Below are 21,714 nucleotides of genomic sequence, written 5' to 3' on the forward strand. Positions count from 1 at the left end.
TATCCGATCCGCCGGGCCGCTTTTCGTTCGTTTATTTGATCAGTTGCCCGCGCGTGACGCCGAGCTGGTTCGTCGCCTTCAGTTTCTTCCAAACGTCGCTTCCGGCAACCCGGCCGTCGATCGCGGCCCGGTAAAGCGCGAGCACTTCCCGCACCTTGTCCGCGTTCTCCTCCAGAAACTCCACCCGATACGAGGCGAGCCCCAATTCCATAAAATGGCTCAAATATTCCGCTCCCGATTGCTCGATCGCGTTGTACACCGTGTTCCGGCAGCCTTCGTCGACGCGGACCGGATGCGACATCCCAATGCGGTCCTGCAGCGACGCGCGTTTCTCCTCGCAAGGACGGCCGCAGTTCGTGTAGTCGGTCCCTTCGCTCAAAAACGTGCAGTACACGCAATGCTCCGTATGGAACATCGGCATATGCTGGTGAATGACGAGCTCCAGTCGCGACGTGTCGGACTCGCGCAGCATATCGACCATTTGCTGGATGTTCAGGTCGTAGGATGGCGTCAGCCAATCGAGGCCCGCTTCGCGGAACAGCTCGATCGTCTTGTGGTTCGCCACGTTCAGCGAGAAATCGCCGATCAGCAGCGGATGACGCTCGCCCGGCTTCTCCGCGCGCTCCTTCAAATAATAGTACAGCGCGCCGGTATTGCGAACGAGCACCGCGTCCGGCTTCAGGTTCAAAATGTTCCGGTGATAGCCGTTCTCCCCGGGCATATGAATGCGCGGCGTCGCCAGCGCGATCGGCTTGCCGGCTTCCCGGCAGACGGCGATCGCGTCCGGGAACTGCTTGATGAATTCGAAGTCGGCGTAGATCATCGCCGCGTCCGTTTCCGCCGCCGCGCGCACCTGCTCGAGCGTGCGGCAAAGCACGGTCAGCCGGGCGTCTTCCGGGCGAACCGGCTTGGCTTGCGCCTTCGGCGCGCGCGGCGGCAGCGGCCGCTTGACGTACCGCGGCGGCTGCTCGCGAAGCCGCTCGAGCTGCTCGACCGCGACGCGCCGGATGCGGTTCAGCTCGCTCTTGGGCACGATCACGTCCCCTTCGAGCGCGACGGCCAGCTCCTCCAGGCGGTAAAGCGAGCCGCCGAGACGGCCGAGCTGCTCGGCCAGCACCTCCGGGCCCAGAGGCCTTTTTTCCGCGCGTTCGAGCGGCATTTCCGACGGCACGACGACCGTCGTCCCCCTTGCCGCATCCGTCCAGATCGTCCGCAACGGCGCGCCCTCGCGGCCTTCGACCGTAACCGTCACCGGGAACGTGCGGTACGGCTTCTCCGTCTCGAACGTGCCGCGCAGCCGCTTGTCCAGCGCCGGATCGCTCGTCTTCCAGATCCGGTCGCCTTCATGCACGCGATGGAGGTCGACGTCGTTGCGCCCCATCACGATTTCGACGCGGCCGCCTTCCGGCGCTTCGCCTTCGAGCTTGGCGCCGTTGCTGCGCAAATCGTAGACGCGCCCGCCCTCTTCCTTCTTCGTCGGGTCCCCCGCGTCGAACACGATGCCGTCGCCGCGCTTGAGCGGCGCTTCGATCACGCAAACGACGCTGTCGCGCAATATTTTCTCCACGCGCCCGAGATAGACGCCCCGGCTTTTCGGAAACGTGCCCTCTACGAGCTTCTTGTTGTTCGTACCTTCCAGAAAGCCGTGCGTGAAGCCGCGCGAAAAGCTCTGCTCCAGCTCGCGGACTTCCTCGCGCGACGGCTTGCTTTCGTCGCCCTCGAAATAGCGGTCGATCGCGCGGCGATATTTGCTCACGACGTTCGCCACGTATTCCGGCGACTTCAACCGGCCTTCTATTTTAAAAGAAGTAACGCCGGCCTCGATCAGCTCCGGCATGATATCGATCGCCGCCAAATCCTTCGGCGACAGCAGGTAAGCGATATTGCCCATCTGCTTCTGGACGCCGTCGACGATGAGATCGTACGGCAGGCGGCAGGCCTGCGCGCACTCGCCGCGGTTCGCCGAGCGGCCGCCCCACACTTCCGAGGTCAGGCATTGTCCGGAATAGGAAACGCACAGCGCCCCGTGCACGAACACTTCCATCGGCAGCTTCGCCTGCTCGCCGATTTTGCGGATTTGCTTCAGATTGTTTTCCCGGCCGAGCACGACGCGCTCGATGTTGAACGGCTTCGTAAATTCCACCGCTTCGGGCGACGTGATCGTCATCTGCGTCGATCCGTGGATCGGGAAATCCGGCGAAAGCTCGCGAATGAGCTTCACGAGGCCCAAATCCTGCACGATGACCGCGTCCACGCCCGCGTCGATGCAGGCTTCGACCAGCGTTTGGGCATCCTTGAGCTCGTCCTCGAAAACGAGAATGTTGAACGTCAGAAACCCTTTGACTCCATAACGGTGCAAAAACGCCATAATTTCCGGCAGCTCGTCCATCTTGAAATTGTTCGCGCGGGCGCGGGCGTTGAACTTTTCCACGCCGAAAAAGACGGCGTCCGCCCCGTTCGCCACGGCGGCCCGCATGCACTCCCAATCTCCCGCCGGAGCGAGCAGCTCGATATCTTCACGCCGAATAACGGCTTTGTCTGTCATTTCGTTTACCTCCATACCGCCCTGCCCTCCCGGGCAGCCAATACCCCAAGTATACCAAACCGCGCCAACCGGGGCCAAAAGAAAATAAAGCCTCCGCTTTGCCGCAAACAGAAAAAACGGGCGGAAGCGCTCGGCTTCGGCCCGTTTCACACCCCTATCATGCGATCGTTTAAAACCAGCCGCTGACCATCTTGACGTCCGCGATGAGGAACACGATCAAAGCCACGAGCGCGAAGCCGATGGCGAACACGTTCTTCTTCCCTTTCTCCATGAGCAGACGCACGAGTCCAAGCGCGATGAGCACCGTAAAAATGACCATGAATATGTCGAACGGAGTGTAAAGGCTGGCCGTTTCCTCCGCCGCGTTTGCTGCATTTGCCGCCAGGAACATTGGGTGGGACCTCCTTTTGTTCATAACCTTCCCATTATCCTATATGTTATCCGCAAAAAGCGAGGCTTGCAAGTCCGAGTTTGCGCGCGTAACAACTTTGTCACAACTTGGAAGCGCTTTTGTTTATAACGATCCGTTAAAGCAGCCATCAGTAAGTTTTATAGATGAAATCGCGTCATGCATTGTCGGGGGTAGTCAAATATGATACGATCAAAACATACTGGATAAATCGGAATTAGCTGCCGATTCGATTCAACAAGGGGGAATATCGCAGTGGCCTACGAAGCGGTATGGATGAAGAATCCGGACAAGCTGAATAAATTCGAATTTTATAAAATGGAAAAAGACGGCCTCGACATTATCCGCGACATCGTGGAAAAGTATGCGAAGGAAGGGTTCGCGTCGATTCCTCAGGAGGATTTCAACCTATTTAAATGGGCCGGCGTATATCAGCAAAAGCCGAACAACGGCCACTTCATGATGCGCATCCGGATTCCCGGCGGCGTGCTGACAAGCGCCCAGGCCCGGGTACTGGCATCCATCGGCCGCGACTACGGCCGCGGACTGATCGACGTGACGACCCGTCAGGCGATCCAGTACCACTGGCTGGAAATCGAGCATTTTCCCGACATTTTCGACCGTCTCGCTTCCGTCGACATGTCGGGGGTCGAAGCTTGCGGCGACTGCCCGCGGACGATCGTCGGCAACCCGCTCGTCGGCATCGATCCGGACGAATTGATCGACACGGCGCCGATCGTCGACCGGCTCGAGAAGTTTTTCCTGAACAATCGGGACTTCTCGAACCTGCCGCGCAAATACAAAATGTCCATCTCGGCCAACATTTACAATAACGCCAGCGCCGAAATCCAGTGCCTGGGCTTCGTCCCGGCCTCGAAAGTGATCGACGGCAAAGAAACGATCGGCTTCCACGCGCTCGTCGGCGGCGGCCTGTCGGCCAAGCCGCACTTGGGCAAACAGCTCGACATGTTCATTTTGCCGGACGAAGTGCTGAAGGTCGCCATTGGCGTTACGACGCTGTTCCGCGATCACGGCTACCGGGAAAAACGCCACTACGCGCGCCTGAAATACCTGGTCGCCGACTGGGGCGTCGAGAAGTTCCAGGAAGAGCTGGTGAAGCTGATCGGCCCGATGCCGTCCCGCGGGGAAAACCGGGTAATCGGCTGGAACGGCTCCTACTTCGACGGCGTGCACAAGCAAAAGCAGGAAGGCCTGAACTACATCGGCCTGAACGTGCCGGTCGGCCGTACGAGCAGCGAGGAGTTCGAACAGCTGGCCGATATCGCCGACAAATACGGCGACGGCACGATCCGGACGACGATTTCGCAAAATATTTTGCTGCCCGGCATCCCGGACGCCAAAGTCGAAGAAGTACTGCAGCACCCGCTGCTGGAGCGCCTCACGCCCAACCCGAACCGGTTCATGAGCCGGACGGTGTCGTGCACGGGGAACGAATTTTGCAACCTGGCCATCGTCGAAACGAAGGAGCGCGCCCGCCGCGTCGCCCAATATTTGGACGAACACGTGCAGCTCGACCAGCCGCTCCGCATTCACTTCATCGGCTGCCCGAACGGCTGCGGCCAGAAGCACATCGCCGACATCGGCTTGCAGGGCTCCCTGATCAAGACGCCGGAAGGCATGATCGACGCCTTCGATATCGCCGTCGGCGGCACGCTCGGACCGGATCCGAAGTTCAATTCGGTGCTCAAAGGCCGGGTCAAGGGCGAAGAAGTCCAGCAGGTGCTCGCGCAGCTGATCGAATTTTACAAGGAGCAGCGCAGCGGCAACGACGAATCGTTCCACGATTTCGTCCACCGCGTGGGCGTTCCCGTTCTGCAGGAGAAGCTGACGGCGATTTTGGCTGCGGCTTCCTGATCGGGGCGGCGAACTGATCGGCGCTACGTTCTACGTTCTGATCGAGGCGTTCTGATCGAGGCGGCTATTCTTCTCCCGGCGAACCTTCCGTTATCGCGGCATCGGATTCATTCCTATCCTCGAGCAATGCGCCCCCCCCTTCGCTTCGGCCTCTGCCGCGGAGGAGGGGGTTTTCCATTTCGTGGGCTGGGAGATTTTAGTGCCTCCGCGATTTTCTCGGCCGGCAGGATTGTTACCTCTTTCGCTCAAGACTGGCCATAATGCCCCCCTTCCCGGGAGGAAGGCTCTACCTTCGTTGGATTTTATCCAATCTGCAGAGGGAAAATTCGCAAAACCGGTCCCTACGTTGGATTTTATCCAACGAAAAAGCTCATTTTTTCATTCGTCACAAGGAAATGCCGATTTTGATTGGACAAAATCCAACGTAGGCGCGTTTCTGGTGCAAATCAGGCTTCCCCGTTGGATATTTTCCAATGTAGCCGACTGCAGCCGGTATCCGGTTCACCCGAACGATGAATTTCTCGTTAAATCCCCCCGCATTTTTCGACCGCAGTGTACTCTAAAATCCCGAATCCCGCCGTCTATATCTTCTCCATTCAGCCCAACAGTCTACATCCAGCAATCCGGCATCCTCACACTATTATCACCTCTTGCCCTGTGGCCGTCCTTTCGCTATACTGGTGGCAAGACGAAGAACGTCCCGAAGCCTTTTACAGGTTCCGGGGCGTTTTTTATTTTCGAGGGGGAATCGGGAATGGCTCATGTTGACCAAGCGGTTGAAGCTTTCATTGAACGCCACGTTGCAGCGCGCCAGGGAGAACGGAAAGGACGGCTGCGGAGAGGAAACCGTTATGCGGAAAACCTGTTTCTCCGCAATGTCTGGTGGCCGTTGTTCGGACAGTTCGACCATTTGCACCCCGAATACGAGGTCTATGATTGGAACCGCAAGTCGCAATTCATCGATTTCGCCTTTATGCCTCCGTATGGGCGATTCGGCATCGAGGTCGACGGGTTTCAGACGCACGTCAAGGATATGGACCGCGAAACGCACAGCTACAGCCTGAACCGGGACACTTTCCTGACGGGACTCGGCTGGACCATGCTTCATTTTTCCTTCGATGACGTGCAGAAACATCCGGAAATCAGCCGCATGCTGCTGCAGCTTGCGGTTGGCACCGACTCGCTGCGGCCTCTCGCGTTGACGTCGGAAATCTCCCATATGGAAAAAGACATCCTTCGAATGGCCTGGAGGCTTGGTCGGCACATCCGTCCGCGGGACGTTCGCGAGCAGTTCGGATTGGATTTTCGCACGGCTCGGAAGCATCTCGCCTCGATGTGCGACAAGGGGCTGCTCCGTCCCGTTTCCTGCGGAGGAGCCGTTCGCCGCTATGAACTGGAGCCCGACTCGCTGAAAAGGCTGCTCTAGCTGGCACCGTGCGTCAGAACGCAGCACGATTGCGGCGGTCTCATACCATCTGCGTGCCCTGACCGAGTTGCGATTGCTTGACAAGCTTTTATCTAATGAGGGAAGACAGTTATTACAGAATCTTAATCCCCTGCAATAGCGGCCTCGAGGCGCGTGTCGCCCCCAAAGAGATTGCTTGACCCGCAAGCTGAACACCACTCCCCTGCAGCTCTGCTTGGCCCGAAAGCTGAACGTCGCTGCAGCTACGAGCCCGACGCCGCTTCCCGTCTCCCGAAGACGAAATCGGCGAGCCGGACGACGCCGAGCAGCAAGAAGCAAAACGCCGCCGCCACGACCTCCAGCTGTAAAATGTACCAGGGCCATGGGGCCAGCAAGTCCAGCAGCGACCCGGTTGCCGGTTTGCGGGCGAGAAACATGAAGTTGGTCCCCTTCCACGCGTTGACGATGCCGGCGGGGATGGCAAGCAAATTCAACCAAACGAGCGCCCGGACGACGGACCGGACGGTCGGACGGAAGCCGGTGACGGCGGTCATGAACACGTTGGCCGCGATAATGGCGATATGCGCGATAAAAAAGTGGAAGTAGCGGAACTGCGGGAACGTTTCGTCGAGCGCCGGCGTCAGCATTGCCTGCAGCGCCCCGAGAATCCCCAGGAAAAAGGTAATCTCGTACAGCCTGTAGCTGGACGTCAGCAAAGTCGCGCAGGACAAGAAGACCATCATGCTGCAAAGCTGCAGCGGCAGCGACCCGAACGTCCAGGAATCCGTCAGAAAATAGGACGCCTGCAGCGACAGCTCGCTCGCCGCCAGGACGGCGGCAATCGTATAGGCGACCGCCTTGCTCGCGCCCGGCCGTCTCAGCCGCCCGCGAAAAACGACGATCGCGGCCACGGCCGCGGCGCAAGCGGCCATCGCCGCGACATGAGCAGCCGAAAACGCTTCGAATTCCATCCTGAACGCCCCCCGTGTTCCCGGATTGAAAGCCTCTTTCTCTATTATCCCCATTGTAAAAAAGAGGAAGCGAAATGAACAGGGCAAAAAGAACGCAAAAAGCTCCCGGAACCGCCGCAAAGCGGCGGCGCCCGGAAGCCGGTTCATCCCGTATGAAATTAACGGGGCGAATGGTTAAACCTGTTGAACTTTAATGAGGTTCGTCGTTCCCGACTGACCGAACGGCACGCCGGCGGAGATGACGATCGTGTCGCCCGGCTTCACGACGTCCGTTTGCAGCGCTCCGCGGACGGCGGACTCGAACATTTCGTCCGTCGTCGAGACGGCGCCGCTCTTGACCGGAATGACGCCGGACAGCAGGCTGATTTTGGACAGCACCTTTTCATGCTGCGAGATGGCGATGATCGGCGCCTGCGGCCGGTACTTGGACACCATGCGGGCGGTAAAGCCGCTTTCGGTGGCCGCGACGATGGCCGCCGCATTCAGCTCAAGCGAAGCGCTGACCGCGCTTTGGCTGATGATTTCCGTCGTGTTCGTCGCGTGATGGGCGATCTTTTTGTGGAACTGCTCTTTGTAGTCGATCATGCCCTCCGCTTTTTTCGCGATCGTCGCCATCGTCCGTACGGACAGGACCGGATATTTGCCGGCGGCCGATTCTCCCGACAGCATGACGACGTCGGCTCCCTGAAGCACCGCGTTGGACACGTCGCTGACTTCCGCCCGGGTCGGACGGGGGTTCACCTGCATCGACTCCAGCATGTGGGTCGCGACGATGACCGGTTTGCCCGCGAGGTTGCACTTTTCGATCATTTCCCGCTGAATGAGCGGCACGTCCTCGATCGGAACTTCGACGCCCAGGTCGCCGCGGGCGACCATAATGCCGTCGGACGCTTCGATGATCGCGTCGAGGTTCGCCACGCCCTCTTCATTTTCGATTTTCGAAATGATCTGGACGTGGCCGGCGTTGTTTTCCTCCAAAATGCGGCGGATTTCCAAAATATCTTCGGCTTTGCGGACGAAGGACGCCGCGATCATTTCCACGCTATGCTTGAGCCCGAAATGAATATGCTGAACGTCCCGCTCGGTCACGCCCGGCAGCGACGTTTTGATGCCCGGCAGATTGACGCCTTTTCTCGGCTTGAGCGTGCCGCCGTTGACAATGCGGCAAGCAATTTCGGTCCCCTCAACCCGCAAAACCGTCAAGTCCACGAGCCCGTCGTCGATCAAAATCCGGTCGCCCGCTTTGACATCGTTCGGCAGATCCGCATAGTTGACCGGCAGCCGAGCGGAATCTCCGAGCACTTCCTCCGTCGTCAGAACGAGCTCTTCGCCCGCCTTCAGCTCGCAGGAAGCTTCCTTCAGCTTGCCGATCCGAACCTCGGGACCCTTGATATCCATCATGATCGGAACGAATGTATTCAGGTCGCGAGCGGCCTGGCGGATTTTGTCGATCCGGCCGGCATGGTCCTCGAGCTCGCCATGAGCCATATTCAAGCGGGCTACCGTCATCCCCGCCTCGATCATCTCTTTCAGGATGCTTACGTCCTCGCACGCGGGTCCCATCGTGCAAATGATTTTCGTTTTGCGCATGATTGTCCAGTCCTCCTCGTCATACCGCTATTGTACGACGAAAGTTCGGCATGAACTATGAAAAATAGTATAATGAATGAAAAATAGTATGCTTCGGGAGGACGTTCTTTTTGCTAAAAATCGAGGAATTTCGCCAGGACAGCGGTTTCGATTGGTATGAGGAAGGCGGCGCCGCGCGGGATACGCATTATGCCGGCCTGGCCACTTACGGGAAGTGCGTTTATTGGGCGGAGGACGAAAAGTATATTTTGGAAAAGGGCGAGCTCCTCCTCATTCCTCCGAACGCCGCGTTTTACGGGAAAAGCATTCCGTCCGTCCTGCACACGAAGTTCGCCGTTCGGTTTTCCGTTCCGGAAGCCGAAGCGAAACTTCCGATCCTGAACGTTCGGAAGCCGCTGAAGCTGAAGCTGGGCGGATACGATTTGATTCACGACCGGGTGCGCGAGGCCTGGAGCCAGTGGCAGGAGCATCCGCCCTATTTCGAGACGATGGCGGGGGCGCTGCTGACGGAAGCGCTCGTCCATTTCAACCGGGAGCGGGATCGGGGCGCCGTTCCCTCCGAAAAGCATCGTCATGCGGAAGTGATGAAGGAATACATTCATAAACATTACCGCGAAAAAGTGACGAAGCAGGAGCTTGGCGAAGCGATCAAAAAAACGCCCAACTACGCGGCGGCCCTGTTCCGCGAGGTGACGAACCAGACGATCAGCGAATACGTGCATCGGCAGCGGATCAAAACCGCCGTCTATTTGCTGACCGAATCGAGGCTGACGATCGGCGAAATCGCCGCCTTCGTCGGCTACGGCGACGTTTCGTATTTTTTCCGCCTGTTCAAGCGGATCACGGGGAAATCGCCTTCCGAAATCGCGGACGATCGGCGTCCCGGCGTTTAAAAATCGCCCGAAGCGGGTAACTTTTCGCACGGCTCGTTCGTCCCGATTCTTCGTCGGGAACGGTGACTGCCTGGCGCTAACGCAAATTCGAAGCCGCGGCGGCGCGGGCGGCGATACGCTTCGCGTAAGCGATCGTATGGACGGCCCGCTCCGGCTCGTGGTCGGCGGCCTGCGGCGACGTGTCGGCCTCGTAAAACCACGTCCGCAGCCCTTCGTCGATCGTCAGATCGATCTCCAGCTCGTCCAGCGGGAAATCGGAGCCGCCGTCCGCGCAAGCCGCGATTTCAAGGGCGAGATGGCGGAGATGGCGCTCGATAAACGGATGCTGCTGCGGAAACCGTTCTTTCAGAAAGGGCTCCAGTTCGATCGTCCTTCCGTTGCGGCCGCGACTGTTGCTCGCGACCGCCCCCGGTTGGCCGAGCCTCGGATAAATGCGGGTCACGGTCCATCCCCCTTCCCCGTTTCGCTGCGCGCGAATGCGGAAATCGAACGGTTCCCCTTTTTCCGTGACGCAGTTGATATACGGCTGGACCAAATACAGGCCGTTCCGGCCAAGGGCGCGGACGGCGCGATCCAGCATGGCAAAGTCCAGCTTCTGAAGCCTGAAGCCTTCCAGCCAGCGATAGTAAAGCCCGTCGGCTTCGACCGCGACGATGCCTTCCCCCTGACGCCCGTTGTCCGGCTTCAGCACTACGCGTCCGTACGCTTCGAGCGCCCGCAGCACGTCCGACGCATCGCGCGCCGGCGCGGTCGGAATGAGCAGTCCCCTCAGACTGTCCGATCTTTGCAGCAGCTCCATCGTGCGCAGCTTCCCCTGAATCGCATGCGACGCAAAGGTCACTCTCCGGCTCAGGCTTTGCTCGATCGGCGAGCGGTCGGCCGGCGGCCTCGGCTGCTCGTCGATGACGACCGAAGGAAGCGGCAGCTCCCTTTCCGTCCATCGTCCCCTCTCGAACGTTTGGCCTTTGACGAGATTCCGCTTCAGGTCCACCCCTTTTTCATCGAAAAAAACGAGCTGAACGTGCTGCCGGACCGCTTCGGCCGCAAGCGCTTCGAGCCGTTTGCCCGGTAGCCGCCCGAGGGGAGATTCCGGATAATAGACGCCGATTAACACGGTAGGGTCCTCTCCTTGAACTCTTTTAACGAGTCATGATAGCAGACCCCGCTTAAAAGATACTTAACATGCGTCCACGCATGCCTCGGCGCGCGTCAGGCTTCCAGCAGCGCGGCCGCCAGCTGGGTGCGGTTTTTCAGCCCGTATTTGGACAGCATCGAATTGACGTGCTTTTTGACGGCGGCTTCGCTGATAAACAGCGAGGAGGCGATCTCCGCGTTCGTGTACCCTTGCGCCAGCAGCCCGGCGACCTCGCGCTCCCGTTCGGTCAGGCCGCCGTGCTTTTCCGGCATCGGCATCGGCGGCGTAGAAACGCGTTCGCTTCCGGCCGCTTTTTCGCCGGTCAGACGGCAAATGTAGTCGTACAGCCGATGCTGCCTCGTATCGAGTACGTACGTCGGCGCGGGATCGTCCCCGCCGTAATCCGCGTGCTCCACCCCGGGAAAAACGTCAAATCCGAGGCTGAGCTTGGCCAGGCGATAGTAGTCGTGCGGAGGCGGCGATTCGATGAGCAGGCATCCGCTCAGCAGCCGTTCGAACACCGCATGAAGCGAATCCGCGCGATACGTCTCCTCGCCCAAATCCTCGACGTCCATCGCATAGACGTACCAGGTGTCGGCGGGCGCTTCCGCCGCCTGCAGCCTGCGTTTTTCCGCCTCGGGCAGCGCCGCGAAATACGCCCGCGAAACTTTCGCTTCCGCCAGCAGCCCGAACGTCCGGGCATAAACCGGGACGATCGCGAACAGGCCGACGACGCGCCCATCCCTCCCCCGCAGCAGCCGGACCGCGTCGGGACTCGCCCGGCAAAGCTCATCCAGCGGCGGGAGCAGCTCCAGCCGGCTCCTGTCCACGGCGGACGGGAGCGCGAACCGGAACATCCGGCCGGATAACGGATCGGAGCACCGGACCTTGCGCGTTTCGTTCATTTGCAGCCGGCGCCGCACGTACGCTTTCGCTTCCTCCCGATTAAACTCGTCGAGCGGCTCGGTAAAATGGTTCGTCTCCCATACCTGCCGGTAATGCGCGCGCAAAACGGGATTGCCCGAACGATGCAGCAGCTCGGCAAGCGGGCGCAGAATCGATTCGCCGCTGGCCAGCCCGCGTTCGACGAGCCCCCGGTAATAGCGCATCGCTCTCGCTTCGTACGAGGCGAACGTGTTCGGCCTTCTTTTCCGAAAGCTCCGGCGAATCGTTTCGCGGACGAGCTCGTGAATATGCCAGCCTCCTTCCGAAGCGGCGACGAACGACAGCCCGATCAACTCCTCGAACAGGTCGTCGGGCACCGTTTTTTCGGTCAATTCCCCCAACAGCTCCTGCTGGAACGTAAACACGGTCGATGCCGCGTAGACGAGCGTTTTCAGCTCTTCTCCCCTTACCTCCCGCATCCAATCGTCCAACAGCTGCTCCAGCGATTCGTCAATGGACAGGGAATCCGAAGACGGCGACCGGTCCGGACGTTCCTCCGCGCTGACCGGCGTAAGCAGCGACAAAGCCAGCGGATGGCCTAACGTTTTGAGCCAGATCGTATCGACCTTGGCTTCGTCCGCGATGCCCCATTTTCCCAAGTACTCCCTTATGTCCTCGTAGGACAACTCGGCAAGCGGCAAGCGAACGACGAGCCGCTTCCAGGCGGGAAGGTGCTTCCAGGGCCCTTCGAGCGGATGGCGGCCGGCAACGACGACCAAAATGTTCGCGTGCAGCCGCGGCAGCAGCATCGTCCGCAGCCAGTAGTCGAGGTCTCCCATTTCTTCATAGCTGTCAAAAGCCAATACGATACGCTGCCGGCCGGCGCGCTCGTTCAGGAGCGCGATGCAGCGTTCGCCCGCATCCGTCTCCGTCCGCGGCCCCGGGTCCCGCTCCGGCTCCGCCCGTTCGGATTCCGCCAATCGCCCGATCATTTCGCGGCAGAAGGACTCGGGCTTTGGGGCCGTATAACGGGCATCCACCGTAATCTGCAGCGCCCCGTGCCGCTCCGCAATGGCCGCATACCGGCTCAGCAGCAGCGTTTTGCCGATTCCGGCCGTTCCGTACACATTCAAAATGCGCTCGACGGTTTCGTTCAGCCGGGTCAGACAGCGTTCGAAAAACGCCGTTTCAAACGAGCGCCCGACAAAATCCTTCTCCATGAAACGGCCGAATCGTTCCCCGATCGTCTGTGCCACGACCTGCACCCCATCCGATTTTTATCGAAAAGTATACTATCAAAGTAACCGAAAGGATAGCCTCTTTTCCACCCCTTTCATGTTACCTTAACGAAAGAATGGATTGAAGGAGGCAGCGAAAATGACAGACGAACATTGGCTCGACGAAGAGACGAAAAAACGGCTGCGGCAGCCGGACCCGGTGTCGGGCTCGGAAATTTTGCTCCGCATGCTGCTGCTGGAAGGCGTCAGGTGCGTATTCGGCTACCCGGGAGGAGCCGTTCTTTACATTTACGATGCGATGCACGGAAATCCGGATTTCCGCCATTTGCTGACGCGGCACGAGCAAGGGGCGATTCACGCGGCGGACGGCTACGCGCGGTCGACGGGGCGGACGGGCGTCTGCCTCGCCACTTCCGGACCGGGAGCGGCCAATCTCGTCACCGGCATCGCCACCGCGCACATGGACTCGGTGCCGCTGGTCGTCATTACCGGCAATGTGGCCACCTCGCTCATCGGCACCGACTCGTTTCAGGAGGCGGACATCGTCGGCATCACCCAGCCGATCACGAAGCACAGCTACTTCGTGCGCAACGTCGAGGATTTGGCGCATACGATCAAGGAGGCTTTTTATATTGCCGGAACCGGCCGCAAAGGCCCGGTCCTGATCGACATCCCGAAGGACGTGTCGGCGGCCGTCACGGATTTCGCGTATCCGGAGGATGTCTCGATCCCCGGGTACGATCCGGAGCCGCCGGTCGATTCGCTCTCGGTATCGAGGCTGGCCGAGGCGATTCGCGGCTCGCGGAAGCCGCTGCTGCTCGCCGGAGGCGGAATCGTGCAGGCCGGAGCGTCGGCCGAATTGGAGAAGCTCACGGAAACGACCGGCATTCCGGTGACGACGACGCTGCTCGGGCTTGGCGGCTATCCCGGCGACCGGGAGTTGTGGCTCGGCATGCCCGGCATGCACGGAACGTATGCCGCCAACCAGGCGCTGCTGCAGTGCGATCTGCTCATCTCCGTCGGAGCCCGGTTCGACGACCGCGTGACGATGAGGCTGGACGGGTTCGCGCCGAACGCGCGGATCGCCCACATCGATATCGACGCCGCCGAAATCGGCAAGCTCGTGCCGACGGCGATTCCCGTCATCGGCGACGCGAAACGGGCGCTGCGCGAGCTAAACGAACGGCTCGCCGGCTTTTCGTTCGACTTCTCGCCATGGACCGATTTTTTGAAAGGGTTGAAACAAACGCATCCCTTGCGCTACGCGGACGCGGAAACGCCGCTGAAGCCGCAGTACGTCATCGAAATGATCTCCCGCACGACGAACGGCGAAGCGATCGTGACGACCGATGTCGGGCAGCATCAAATGTGGACGGCGCAATTTTACCGGTTCCGGCACCCCCGCTCGCTCCTTACGTCGGGCGGCCTCGGGACGATGGGCTTCGGGTTCCCGGCCGCGATCGGCGCCCAGATCGGCAATCCGGGGCGGACGGTCGTGTCCGTCAACGGAGACGGGGGCATGCAGATGTGCGCCCAGGAGCTGGCCATTTGCGCGATTCACCGGATCCCGGTCAAAATCGTCGTCATCAACAACGGCACGCTCGGCATGATCAAGCAATGGCAGGAGTTGATTTATGAAGGCCGCTTCAGCCATATCGACCTGTCGGGAAGCCCGGACTTCGTCAAGCTCGCCGAAGCGTACGGCGTCAAGGGGCTCCGGGCGGCATCCCGGTCCGAAGCCGAGCGGGCATGGCGCGAGGCGCTCGACACGCCGGGACCGGTGCTGATCGACTTCGTCGTCTCCCGGGACGAGCTGGTTTATCCGATGGTGCCCCAGGGCATGGCGCTGCAGGACATGATTCTGGGAGAGGAGGAAGGAGCATGAGGGAAAAGCATTTCATTTCGGCGCTGGTCGCCGACCGGCCTGGCGTGCTGCAGCGGACGGCCGGGTTGTTTTCCCGGCGCGGCTACAACATCGACAGCGTCGCGATCGGATCGTGCGAACGCGAAGGGATGTCCCGGATCGTCGTGACGGTCGACGGGGACGAGCCGCTCGTCGGCCAAATTTGCAGCCAGCTGCAGAAGCTGATCGACGTCATCGAGGTCCGGCATCTGAACCGGCACCCTTCCGTCGCTCGGGAGTTGATGCTCGTCAAACTGGCGGTTCGGCCGGACCAGCGAAACGAAGTGGGAGCGCTGGTCGACCGTTTCCGCTGCAGCATCATCGACGTCGGGGAAAGCTCCATGATCGTCCAATCCGTCGGCGAGCGCGAAAAAAACGAGGCGTTCCTTCGCCTGATTCAACCCTACGGCATATTGGAGATGACCCGAACCGGAGAAACGGCGATGACCCGGGCGTAGACCTGCGGCGTCAGCCCGGGTTGACCTCCGAAACGCCGATGACACGGGCACTGCGCTTGCGCCGTCAGCCCGGCTTGACCTCCGAACGTCGATGGTTCGGGCACGACGCTGCGGCGTCAGCCGGGCTTGACCTCCGAAACGTCGATCGTCCCGTCGCTGCGGCCGAAAACGACCGCCGAAGTCATGCCCGCGAACAGCCCGTTTTCCACGACGCCGGGAATTTGGTTCAGCTGCACCGTCAGCCGCTCCGGATCCGGAATCGAACCGAACTTGCAATCCGCGATCAGGTTGCCGTTATCCGTCCGGTATGCCTGGTCCTTTTCCGTTCGAATGACAGGCTCGCACCCGAGCTCCTTCAACCGGTTCAGCGTCAGCCGCGTCGCGAACGGAACGATTTCGACGGGCAGGGGAAATTGCCCGAGCGTTTCCACCCGTTTCGACTCGTCGGCCACGATATAAAGCTTGGCGCTGCTTGCCGCGAGCACCTTCTCCCGCAGCAGCGCCCCTCCCCCGCCTTTGATCAGATTGAACCGGGAATCCACTTCGTCCGCTCCGTCGATCGTCACATCGATGCGGTCGACTTCCTCGATCGGGACGAGCGGGATTCCCCATTCGGCCGCCAGCTGCTCGGAACGGACGGAGCTTGCGACAGCCCGAATATCGAGCCCTTCCTTCACGCGTTCCGCGATCCGCTTGATCGCCCAGTAGGCGGTGGAGCCGGTGCCGAGGCCGACCAGCATTCCCGGCTCCAGCCACTCGACCGCCTTCTCGGCGGCCAGCTTTTTCATATTCGGTTCCATATTGGCAGCCCCCCTTATCGTATTCGATTCCCTTCCGCTTTCGGCTGAATGCTCAAAGAGACGAAGCCGCCCGGCAAGGCGTTTCGTCTCTTTCGCTTGGCTCAAGCTTTGGCCATCGCCGCTTCGGTGCGCGCGCGATCCCGTTCCAGTATCGGCGCGAGATACTTGCCCGTGTACGAATTCGGATTGGCCGCGAGCTGCTCCGGCGTGCCGGTGCCGACCAGCGTGCCGCCGCCGCTGCCGCCTTCGGGCCCCAGGTCGATCAAATAATCGGCCGTCTTGATGACGTCGAGATTGTGCTCGATGACAAGCACGCTCTCGCCCGATTCGACGAGCCGCTGCAGCACTTCGAGCAAACGGGCGATGTCGTGGGCGTGCAGCCCCGTCGTCGGCTCGTCGAGAATGTACAGCGTCTTGCCGGTGCTCCGGCGGTACAGTTCGGCCGCCAGCTTCACGCGCTGCGCTTCCCCACCGGACATCGTCGTCGAAGGCTGGCCCAGCGTCATATAGCCGAGCCCGACATCCATGAGCGTTTGCAGCTTGCGGTGGATGCGCGGGAGGTTCTGGAAAAATTCCGTCGCGTTCTCGATGGTCATTTCCAGCACTTCCGATATGTTTTTGCCCTTGTATTTGACTTCGAGCGTTTCGCGGTTGTAGCGTTTGCCCTTGCAAACTTCGCATGGGACGTAAACGTCCGGCAGGAAGTGCATCTCGATCTTGATGATGCCGTCGCCCTTGCACGCCTCGCAGCGGCCGCCCTTGACGTTAAAGCTGAAGCGTCCCTTTTTGTAGCCGCGGACTTTCGCTTCGTTGGTCATCGCGAAAACGTCGCGAATATCGTCGAACAGCCCGGTATACGTCGCCGGATTGGATCGCGGCGTGCGTCCGATCGGAGACTGGTCGATGTCGATTACCTTTTCCAAATGTTCGAGCCCGGTCAATTCCTTATACTCGCCCGGACGCGTCTTGGCCTTGTTCAAATCCCGGGCCAGCGTTTTGTACAAAATCTCGTTGACGAGCGTCGACTTCCCGGACCCGGAAACGCCCGTAACCGCCGTAAATACGCCCAGCGGGAACTTGACGTTCAAATTTTTCAGGTTGTTTTCTTTCGCGCCCTTCACTTCCAGCCACTTGCCGTTCGGCTTGCGGCGTTCCAGCGGAACGGGGATAAATTTCCGCCCGCTCAGGTAGGCGCCGGTCAGCGAATTCTCGTCGCCCATCACTTCCTTGGGCGTTCCGTGGGCGATGACCGTCCCGCCGTGAATGCCCGCCCCCGGTCCGATGTCGATCAGGTAATCGGCCGCCAGCATCGTGTCCTCGTCGTGCTCGACGACGATGAGCGTGTTTCCGAGATCGCGCATATGCTCCAGCGCCTGAATAAGCCGGTCGTTGTCGCGCTGGTGGAGTCCGATGCTGGGCTCGTCCAAAATGTACAGGACACCCATCAGGCTGGAGCCGATCTGCGTCGCGAGGCGAATGCGCTGCGCTTCGCCGCCGGACAGCGTGCCCGCGGCCCGCGACAGCGTCAAGTAGCCCAAGCCTACGTTCACGAGGAAGCCGAGCCGGCTGTTAATCTCTTTCAAAATGAGGTTGGCGATGGCCTTCTCCTTCTCGTTGAGCGACAACCCGGCGAAAAACGACTGCGCCTCCCCGATCGATAACGACGTCACGTACGAAATGTTGCGTTCGCCGACCGTCACCGCGAGGGATTCCTTCTTCAGGCGATGCCCTTTGCAAGTTTCGCAAGGCTTCGAGCTCATGTACTGCTCGACGAATTCGCGAATAAAGTCGGACGCCGTTTCGCGGTATCGCCGTTCCAAATTGTGCACGACGCCCTCGAAGGCGACCATCGCATCGCGCGTATGGCCGAACTCGTTCTCGTAGCGGAACCGGATTTTCTCCGAGCCGGTCCCGTACAAAAGCATGTTCAGCTGCTTGTCGCCGATTTCCGAAACCGGCGCGTCCATCGGGATGCCGTAATGCGCGCATACGGCCGCCAAAAACTGCGGGTAATACGTGGAAGCGCCCCCCGCCCAAGCGTCGAACGCTCCTTCGTTAATGCTCTTCGAGCGGTCCGGGACGAGCAGATCGGGGTCGACGACCATTTTCACGCCTAACCCGTCGCAATCCGGACAAGCGCCGAAAGGCGAGTTGAAGGAAAACATCCGCGGCGTCAGCTCCTCCATCGAAAAGCCGCAAACCGGGCAAGCCAGCTTGGAGCTGAACATCAGCTCCTCCTTGTCCATGACGTCCACGATCACCTGTCCCTCGGACAGCTTCAGCGCCGTTTCGAGCGAATCGGCGAGCCGGGGCGCCACGTCCTCCTTGACGACAATGCGGTCGACGACGACCTCGATGGAGTGCTTCTTGTTTTTCTCCAGTTCGATCTTCTCGGACAGGTCGCGAATTTCCCCGTTGACGCGGACGCGAACGAAGCCCTGCTTCTGCACGTCGGCTAGCAGCTTCGCATGCTCTCCCTTGCGTCCGGACACGATCGGGGCGAGAATCTGCAGCCGGGTGCGCTCGGGATATTCCATAATGCGGTCCACCATCTGCTCCACCGTTTGCGAAGCGATTTCCACCCCGTGGGTCGGGCAATGGGGCCGGCCGATGCGGGCATACAAAAGCCGCAAATAGTCGTAAATTTCGGTTACCGTTCCGACCGTCGAACGCGGGTTGCGGCTCGTCGTCTTCTGGTCGATCGAAATGGCCGGCGACAGCCCCTCGATCGAGTCGACGTCCGGTTTGTCCATCTGCCCGAGGAACTGGCGGGCATAGGCGGACAACGATTCCACGTAACGCCGCTGGCCTTCCGCATAGATCGTATCGAACGCGAGCGAGGATTTGCCGGATCCGCTAAGTCCCGTCAACACGACAAATTTATCCCGCGGGATGGTTACGTCTATATTTTTCAAATTGTGGGCGCGAGCCCCTTTAATGACGATATTCTCGTTGGCCAACGTTCAAGCCCCTTTCGCTTACGGTCACGTTCGGGGCTTCCATCGCCCGCCATTGTCCGTACATAAGAATATGTGTTCCCATCCATTATAACGGAGCCGCTTTTAGGATGCAAATGGAAATGTAACCCCTTGGAGGAGCGGCTCTTCGGCCGGAGGCGTCCGCCGCGGGAGCAGTCGACGGCGCCACGGCATATTAATTTGCCGGAATCCCCCCGTTGCAAAACGAGCGGAAGCTGGGATGACGCACTAAAGACGGCGGCTCCCGGCAAAAGTACCGTTGTTCTTTCTCGTTATGGCGCGGTAAAATGGAGGATACGAAGAAGTTCGCGCGAAGTTCGGAAAGGGATGAATCGCGACGTGAACGCGGAGAAAAACGAACGACCGAAGATCTCGCTCGCCCGCCCGGAAGATCTGCCTGCCATTGTCGACATATACAATAGTACCGTTGCGAGCCGGCAAGTCACGGCCGATCTGGAGCCGGTATCGGTCGAAAGCCGAATCCCCTGGTTTGAAGCGCATTCGCCCGAACGCAGGCCCATTTGGGTCGCCAAGCGGGGGGAGCACATTGCCGGTTGGGCCAGCTTGAGCGATTTTTACGGACGTCCGGCTTATGACGGCACAGCGGAACTCAGCATCTACGTAGGCGAAACCGACCGCGGCGCCGGCGTCGGCAGCCGGCTGATCGAGCATGCCATAGCGGAATGTCCGAGGCTCGGGATCAAATCGCTGCTCGGATTCGTGTTCGCCCATAACGGACCGAGCCTCGGTCTGCTGGGCAAATACGGCTTCGAGCGCTGGGGCTATTACCCGAGGATCGCCGTTCTGGACGGAGCGGAACGCGACGTGGTCGTGCTGGGCAAGCGATTGGGTTGACAGAAATCGAGCGGACAAAAGCATGCGGTCCAAACGTACCGGAGCCGCCGATTGCGCCTTATGTAGCGCACTGGGTGCACTACTTGGCCGCCTAGCGCGCCGATTGCGCCTCATGTAGCGCACTGGGTGCACTACTTGGCCGCCTAGCGCGCCGATTGCGCCTCATGTAGCGCACTGGGTGCACTACTTGGCCGTCTAGCACGCCGATTGCGCCTCATGTAGCGAACTGGATGCACTACTGGCCGCCTAGCGCGCCGATTGCGCCTCATGTAGCGCACTGGGTGCACTACTTGGCCGTCTAGCGCGCCGATTGCGCCTCTTGTAGCGCACTGGATGCACTACTTGGCCGGCTAGCGCGCCGATTGCGCCTCATGTAGCGCACTGGATGCACTACTGGCCGCCTAGCGCGCCGATTGCGCCTCATGTAGCGCACTGGATGCACTACTGGCCGCCTAGCGCGCCGATTGCGCCTCATGTAGCGCACTGGATGCACTACTGGCCGCCTAGCGCGTCGATTGCGCCTCATGTAGCGCACTGGGTGCACTACTTGGCCGCCTAGCGCGCCGATTGCGCCTCATGTAGCGCACTGGATGCACTTCTTGGCCGGCTAGCGCGCCGATTGCGCCTCATGTAGCGCACTGGATGCACTTCTTGGCCGGCTAGCGCGCCGATTGCGCCTCATGTAGCGCACTGGATGCACTTCTTGGCCGGCTAGCGCGCCGATTGCGCCTCATGTAGCGCACTGGATGCACTTCTTGGCCGGCTAGCGCGCCGATTGCGCCTCATGTAGCGCACTGGGTGCACTACTGGCCGCCTAGCGCGCCGATTGCGCCTCATGTAGCGCACTGGATGCACTACTTGGCCGTCTAGCGCGCCGATTGCGCCTTATGTAGCGCACTGGATGCACTACTTGGCCGTCTAGCGCGCCTATTCCCCCCCAAGAAGTGCACTGGGTGCACTTCTTGGACCATCCACGGGATTCTTGCATCAGCGTAAAGCTGCTTCACGTGCTCATCCCGCACCGCACGCTCATGCCGTACCAGCGACTCACAAGCTCATGCCGCTCCACTCTCTCGTACCGCCCGAGCGACTCCGCACGCTCATGCTATGGCTATCTCCCCCCTGCCAACGAAGCGCAGCAAAATCGAGCAGATAGGGGCGACTACCCCCTGACCTCTCACACCACCGTACATGCGGGTCCGTACGGCGGTTCCTAAAGGTTAACGAATTTCAAGATAACGAGATGTCAGACTCAACAGCCCTTGGTCGTTCCAGGAGCGATTGAGGGCGTTGTTTGTGTTTCGGGACATCTCCCAACATCCACGTCGGGAATTAGCCATCATTCTTGCCGCCCATTCAGGCGGCTTGCTGGATCAGGCGATCCATTACGGTTGGGATACCTAGCAGCCGCCCCCCGCCTCCGGGTTTGGGGATTTCCACCCGCTTGACCGGCACCGGTCTGTACCTACCCGATTGGAGTTCCGTTTTCACGGTTTCCCAGCGTTCCCTTAGGTGAGCTTGTAGAGTTTCTACCGTCACTCCATCGACGCCGGGCGCTCCCCTGTTTTGTTTCACTGTAAGCGTCAAACTCTCCCCACCTTCGTTCCTTGCAATAACCGTGAGATAATCCTCCTCATAGTCCAATTCGGGGAGGATTTTTTATGGCCAGAGAAGACGTACAGAAGAAATGGGAAGAACGAATTGCCGCTTTCCGTTCCAGTGGAGAAAAAGCAGCAAGATGGTGCAAAGCCAATCAGGTGGATCGTCGCGGGCT

At 60.1% G+C, this 21,714-nt stretch carries 14 protein-coding genes and 1 pseudogene; 6 read left to right on the forward strand and 9 right to left on the reverse strand.

Annotated elements, in window-relative coordinates:
• Positions 1-31: 31 nt before the first annotated feature.
• Both B7E11_RS01035 and B7E11_RS01040 read right to left on the reverse strand, forming a co-directional pair.
• Complete coding sequence (locus tag B7E11_RS01035; protein WP_080831811.1) at positions 32-2,545, reverse strand: U32 family peptidase; 2,514 nt, start codon at positions 2,543-2,545, stop codon at positions 32-34.
• Positions 2,546-2,714: 169 nt separating this feature from the next.
• The gene (locus B7E11_RS01040; RefSeq protein WP_080831798.1) at positions 2,715-2,936 is read right to left on the reverse strand and encodes a hypothetical protein; all 222 of its coding nucleotides are present in this window, start codon (positions 2,934-2,936) and stop codon (positions 2,715-2,717) included.
• Positions 2,937-3,209: 273 nt separating this feature from the next.
• Here B7E11_RS01040 and B7E11_RS01045 point away from each other — a divergent pair, with 273 nt between their 5' ends.
• Positions 3,210-4,829, forward strand: coding sequence for a nitrite/sulfite reductase (locus B7E11_RS01045; RefSeq protein WP_080831799.1), 1,620 nt, complete (start codon positions 3,210-3,212; stop codon positions 4,827-4,829).
• A 754-nt stretch (positions 4,830-5,583) separates the two neighbouring features.
• Positions 5,584-6,255, forward strand: coding sequence for a PDDEXK family nuclease (locus B7E11_RS01050; RefSeq protein ID WP_080831800.1), 672 nt, complete (start codon positions 5,584-5,586; stop codon positions 6,253-6,255).
• Between the two features lie 242 nt (positions 6,256-6,497).
• Here B7E11_RS01050 and B7E11_RS01055 read toward each other — a convergent pair whose 3' ends face one another.
• On the reverse strand, positions 6,498-7,205 hold the full coding sequence (locus B7E11_RS01055) for a YwaF family protein (RefSeq protein ID WP_176220560.1): 708 nt from the start codon (positions 7,203-7,205) through the stop codon (positions 6,498-6,500).
• Between the two features lie 174 nt (positions 7,206-7,379).
• The gene (pyk, locus tag B7E11_RS01060) at positions 7,380-8,795 is read right to left on the reverse strand and encodes a pyruvate kinase (protein WP_080831802.1); all 1,416 of its coding nucleotides are present in this window, start codon (positions 8,793-8,795) and stop codon (positions 7,380-7,382) included.
• Positions 8,796-8,905: 110 nt separating this feature from the next.
• Here pyk and B7E11_RS01065 point away from each other — a divergent pair, with 110 nt between their 5' ends.
• Positions 8,906-9,688 carry a helix-turn-helix domain-containing protein gene (locus B7E11_RS01065; RefSeq protein ID WP_080831803.1) on the forward strand — a complete coding sequence of 261 codons (783 nt, stop codon included), beginning with the start codon at positions 8,906-8,908 and terminating at the stop codon, positions 9,686-9,688.
• A 76-nt stretch (positions 9,689-9,764) separates the two neighbouring features.
• On the opposite strand, the gene B7E11_RS01070 is transcribed toward B7E11_RS01065, so the two are convergent.
• Together B7E11_RS01070 and B7E11_RS30535 are read right to left on the reverse strand one after the other, a co-directional pair.
• A complete protein-coding gene (locus B7E11_RS01070; RefSeq protein WP_080831804.1) occupies positions 9,765-10,802 on the reverse strand; it encodes a YheC/YheD family protein in 1,038 nt (345 codons plus the stop codon).
• A gap of 95 nt (positions 10,803-10,897) precedes the next feature.
• Positions 10,898-12,964: a LuxR C-terminal-related transcriptional regulator gene (locus tag B7E11_RS30535; RefSeq protein ID WP_139787028.1), complete on the reverse strand. Its 2,067-nt coding sequence runs from the start codon at positions 12,962-12,964 to the stop codon at positions 10,898-10,900.
• 121 nt (positions 12,965-13,085) lie between these two features.
• Between B7E11_RS30535 and ilvB the strand changes: the two genes are divergently transcribed.
• A complete protein-coding gene (ilvB, locus tag B7E11_RS01080) occupies positions 13,086-14,831 on the forward strand; it encodes a biosynthetic-type acetolactate synthase large subunit (protein ID WP_080831805.1) in 1,746 nt (581 codons plus the stop codon).
• Positions 14,828-15,307 carry an acetolactate synthase small subunit gene (gene ilvN, locus B7E11_RS01085; protein WP_080831806.1) on the forward strand — a complete coding sequence of 160 codons (480 nt, stop codon included), beginning with the start codon at positions 14,828-14,830 and terminating at the stop codon, positions 15,305-15,307. Before ilvB ends, ilvN begins: the two co-directional genes overlap by 4 nt.
• Before the next feature lie 116 nt (positions 15,308-15,423).
• Here the strand turns inward: ilvN and rpiA are convergent, their stop codons facing one another.
• A complete protein-coding gene (gene rpiA, locus B7E11_RS01090) occupies positions 15,424-16,107 on the reverse strand; it encodes a ribose-5-phosphate isomerase RpiA (RefSeq protein ID WP_080831807.1) in 684 nt (227 codons plus the stop codon).
• 101 nt (positions 16,108-16,208) lie between these two features.
• On the reverse strand, positions 16,209-19,067 hold the full coding sequence (gene uvrA / locus B7E11_RS01095) for an excinuclease ABC subunit UvrA (protein ID WP_080831808.1): 2,859 nt from the start codon (positions 19,065-19,067) through the stop codon (positions 16,209-16,211).
• 357 nt (positions 19,068-19,424) lie between these two features.
• Here uvrA and B7E11_RS01100 point away from each other — a divergent pair, with 357 nt between their 5' ends.
• Positions 19,425-19,940 carry a GNAT family N-acetyltransferase gene (locus B7E11_RS01100; RefSeq protein WP_245809589.1) on the forward strand — a complete coding sequence of 172 codons (516 nt, stop codon included), beginning with the start codon at positions 19,425-19,427 and terminating at the stop codon, positions 19,938-19,940.
• 1,362 nt (positions 19,941-21,302) lie between these two features.
• Here B7E11_RS01100 and B7E11_RS30735 read toward each other — a convergent pair.
• Positions 21,303-21,554, reverse strand: a pseudogene (locus B7E11_RS30735) (group II intron reverse transcriptase/maturase); the annotation flags it as partial.
• Positions 21,555-21,714: the final 160 nt, after the last annotated feature.

Origin of the sequence: Cohnella massiliensis, from assembly GCF_900169535.1 — a bacterium.
Lineage (GTDB): Bacteria > Bacillota > Bacilli > Paenibacillales > Paenibacillaceae > Cohnella > Cohnella algarum.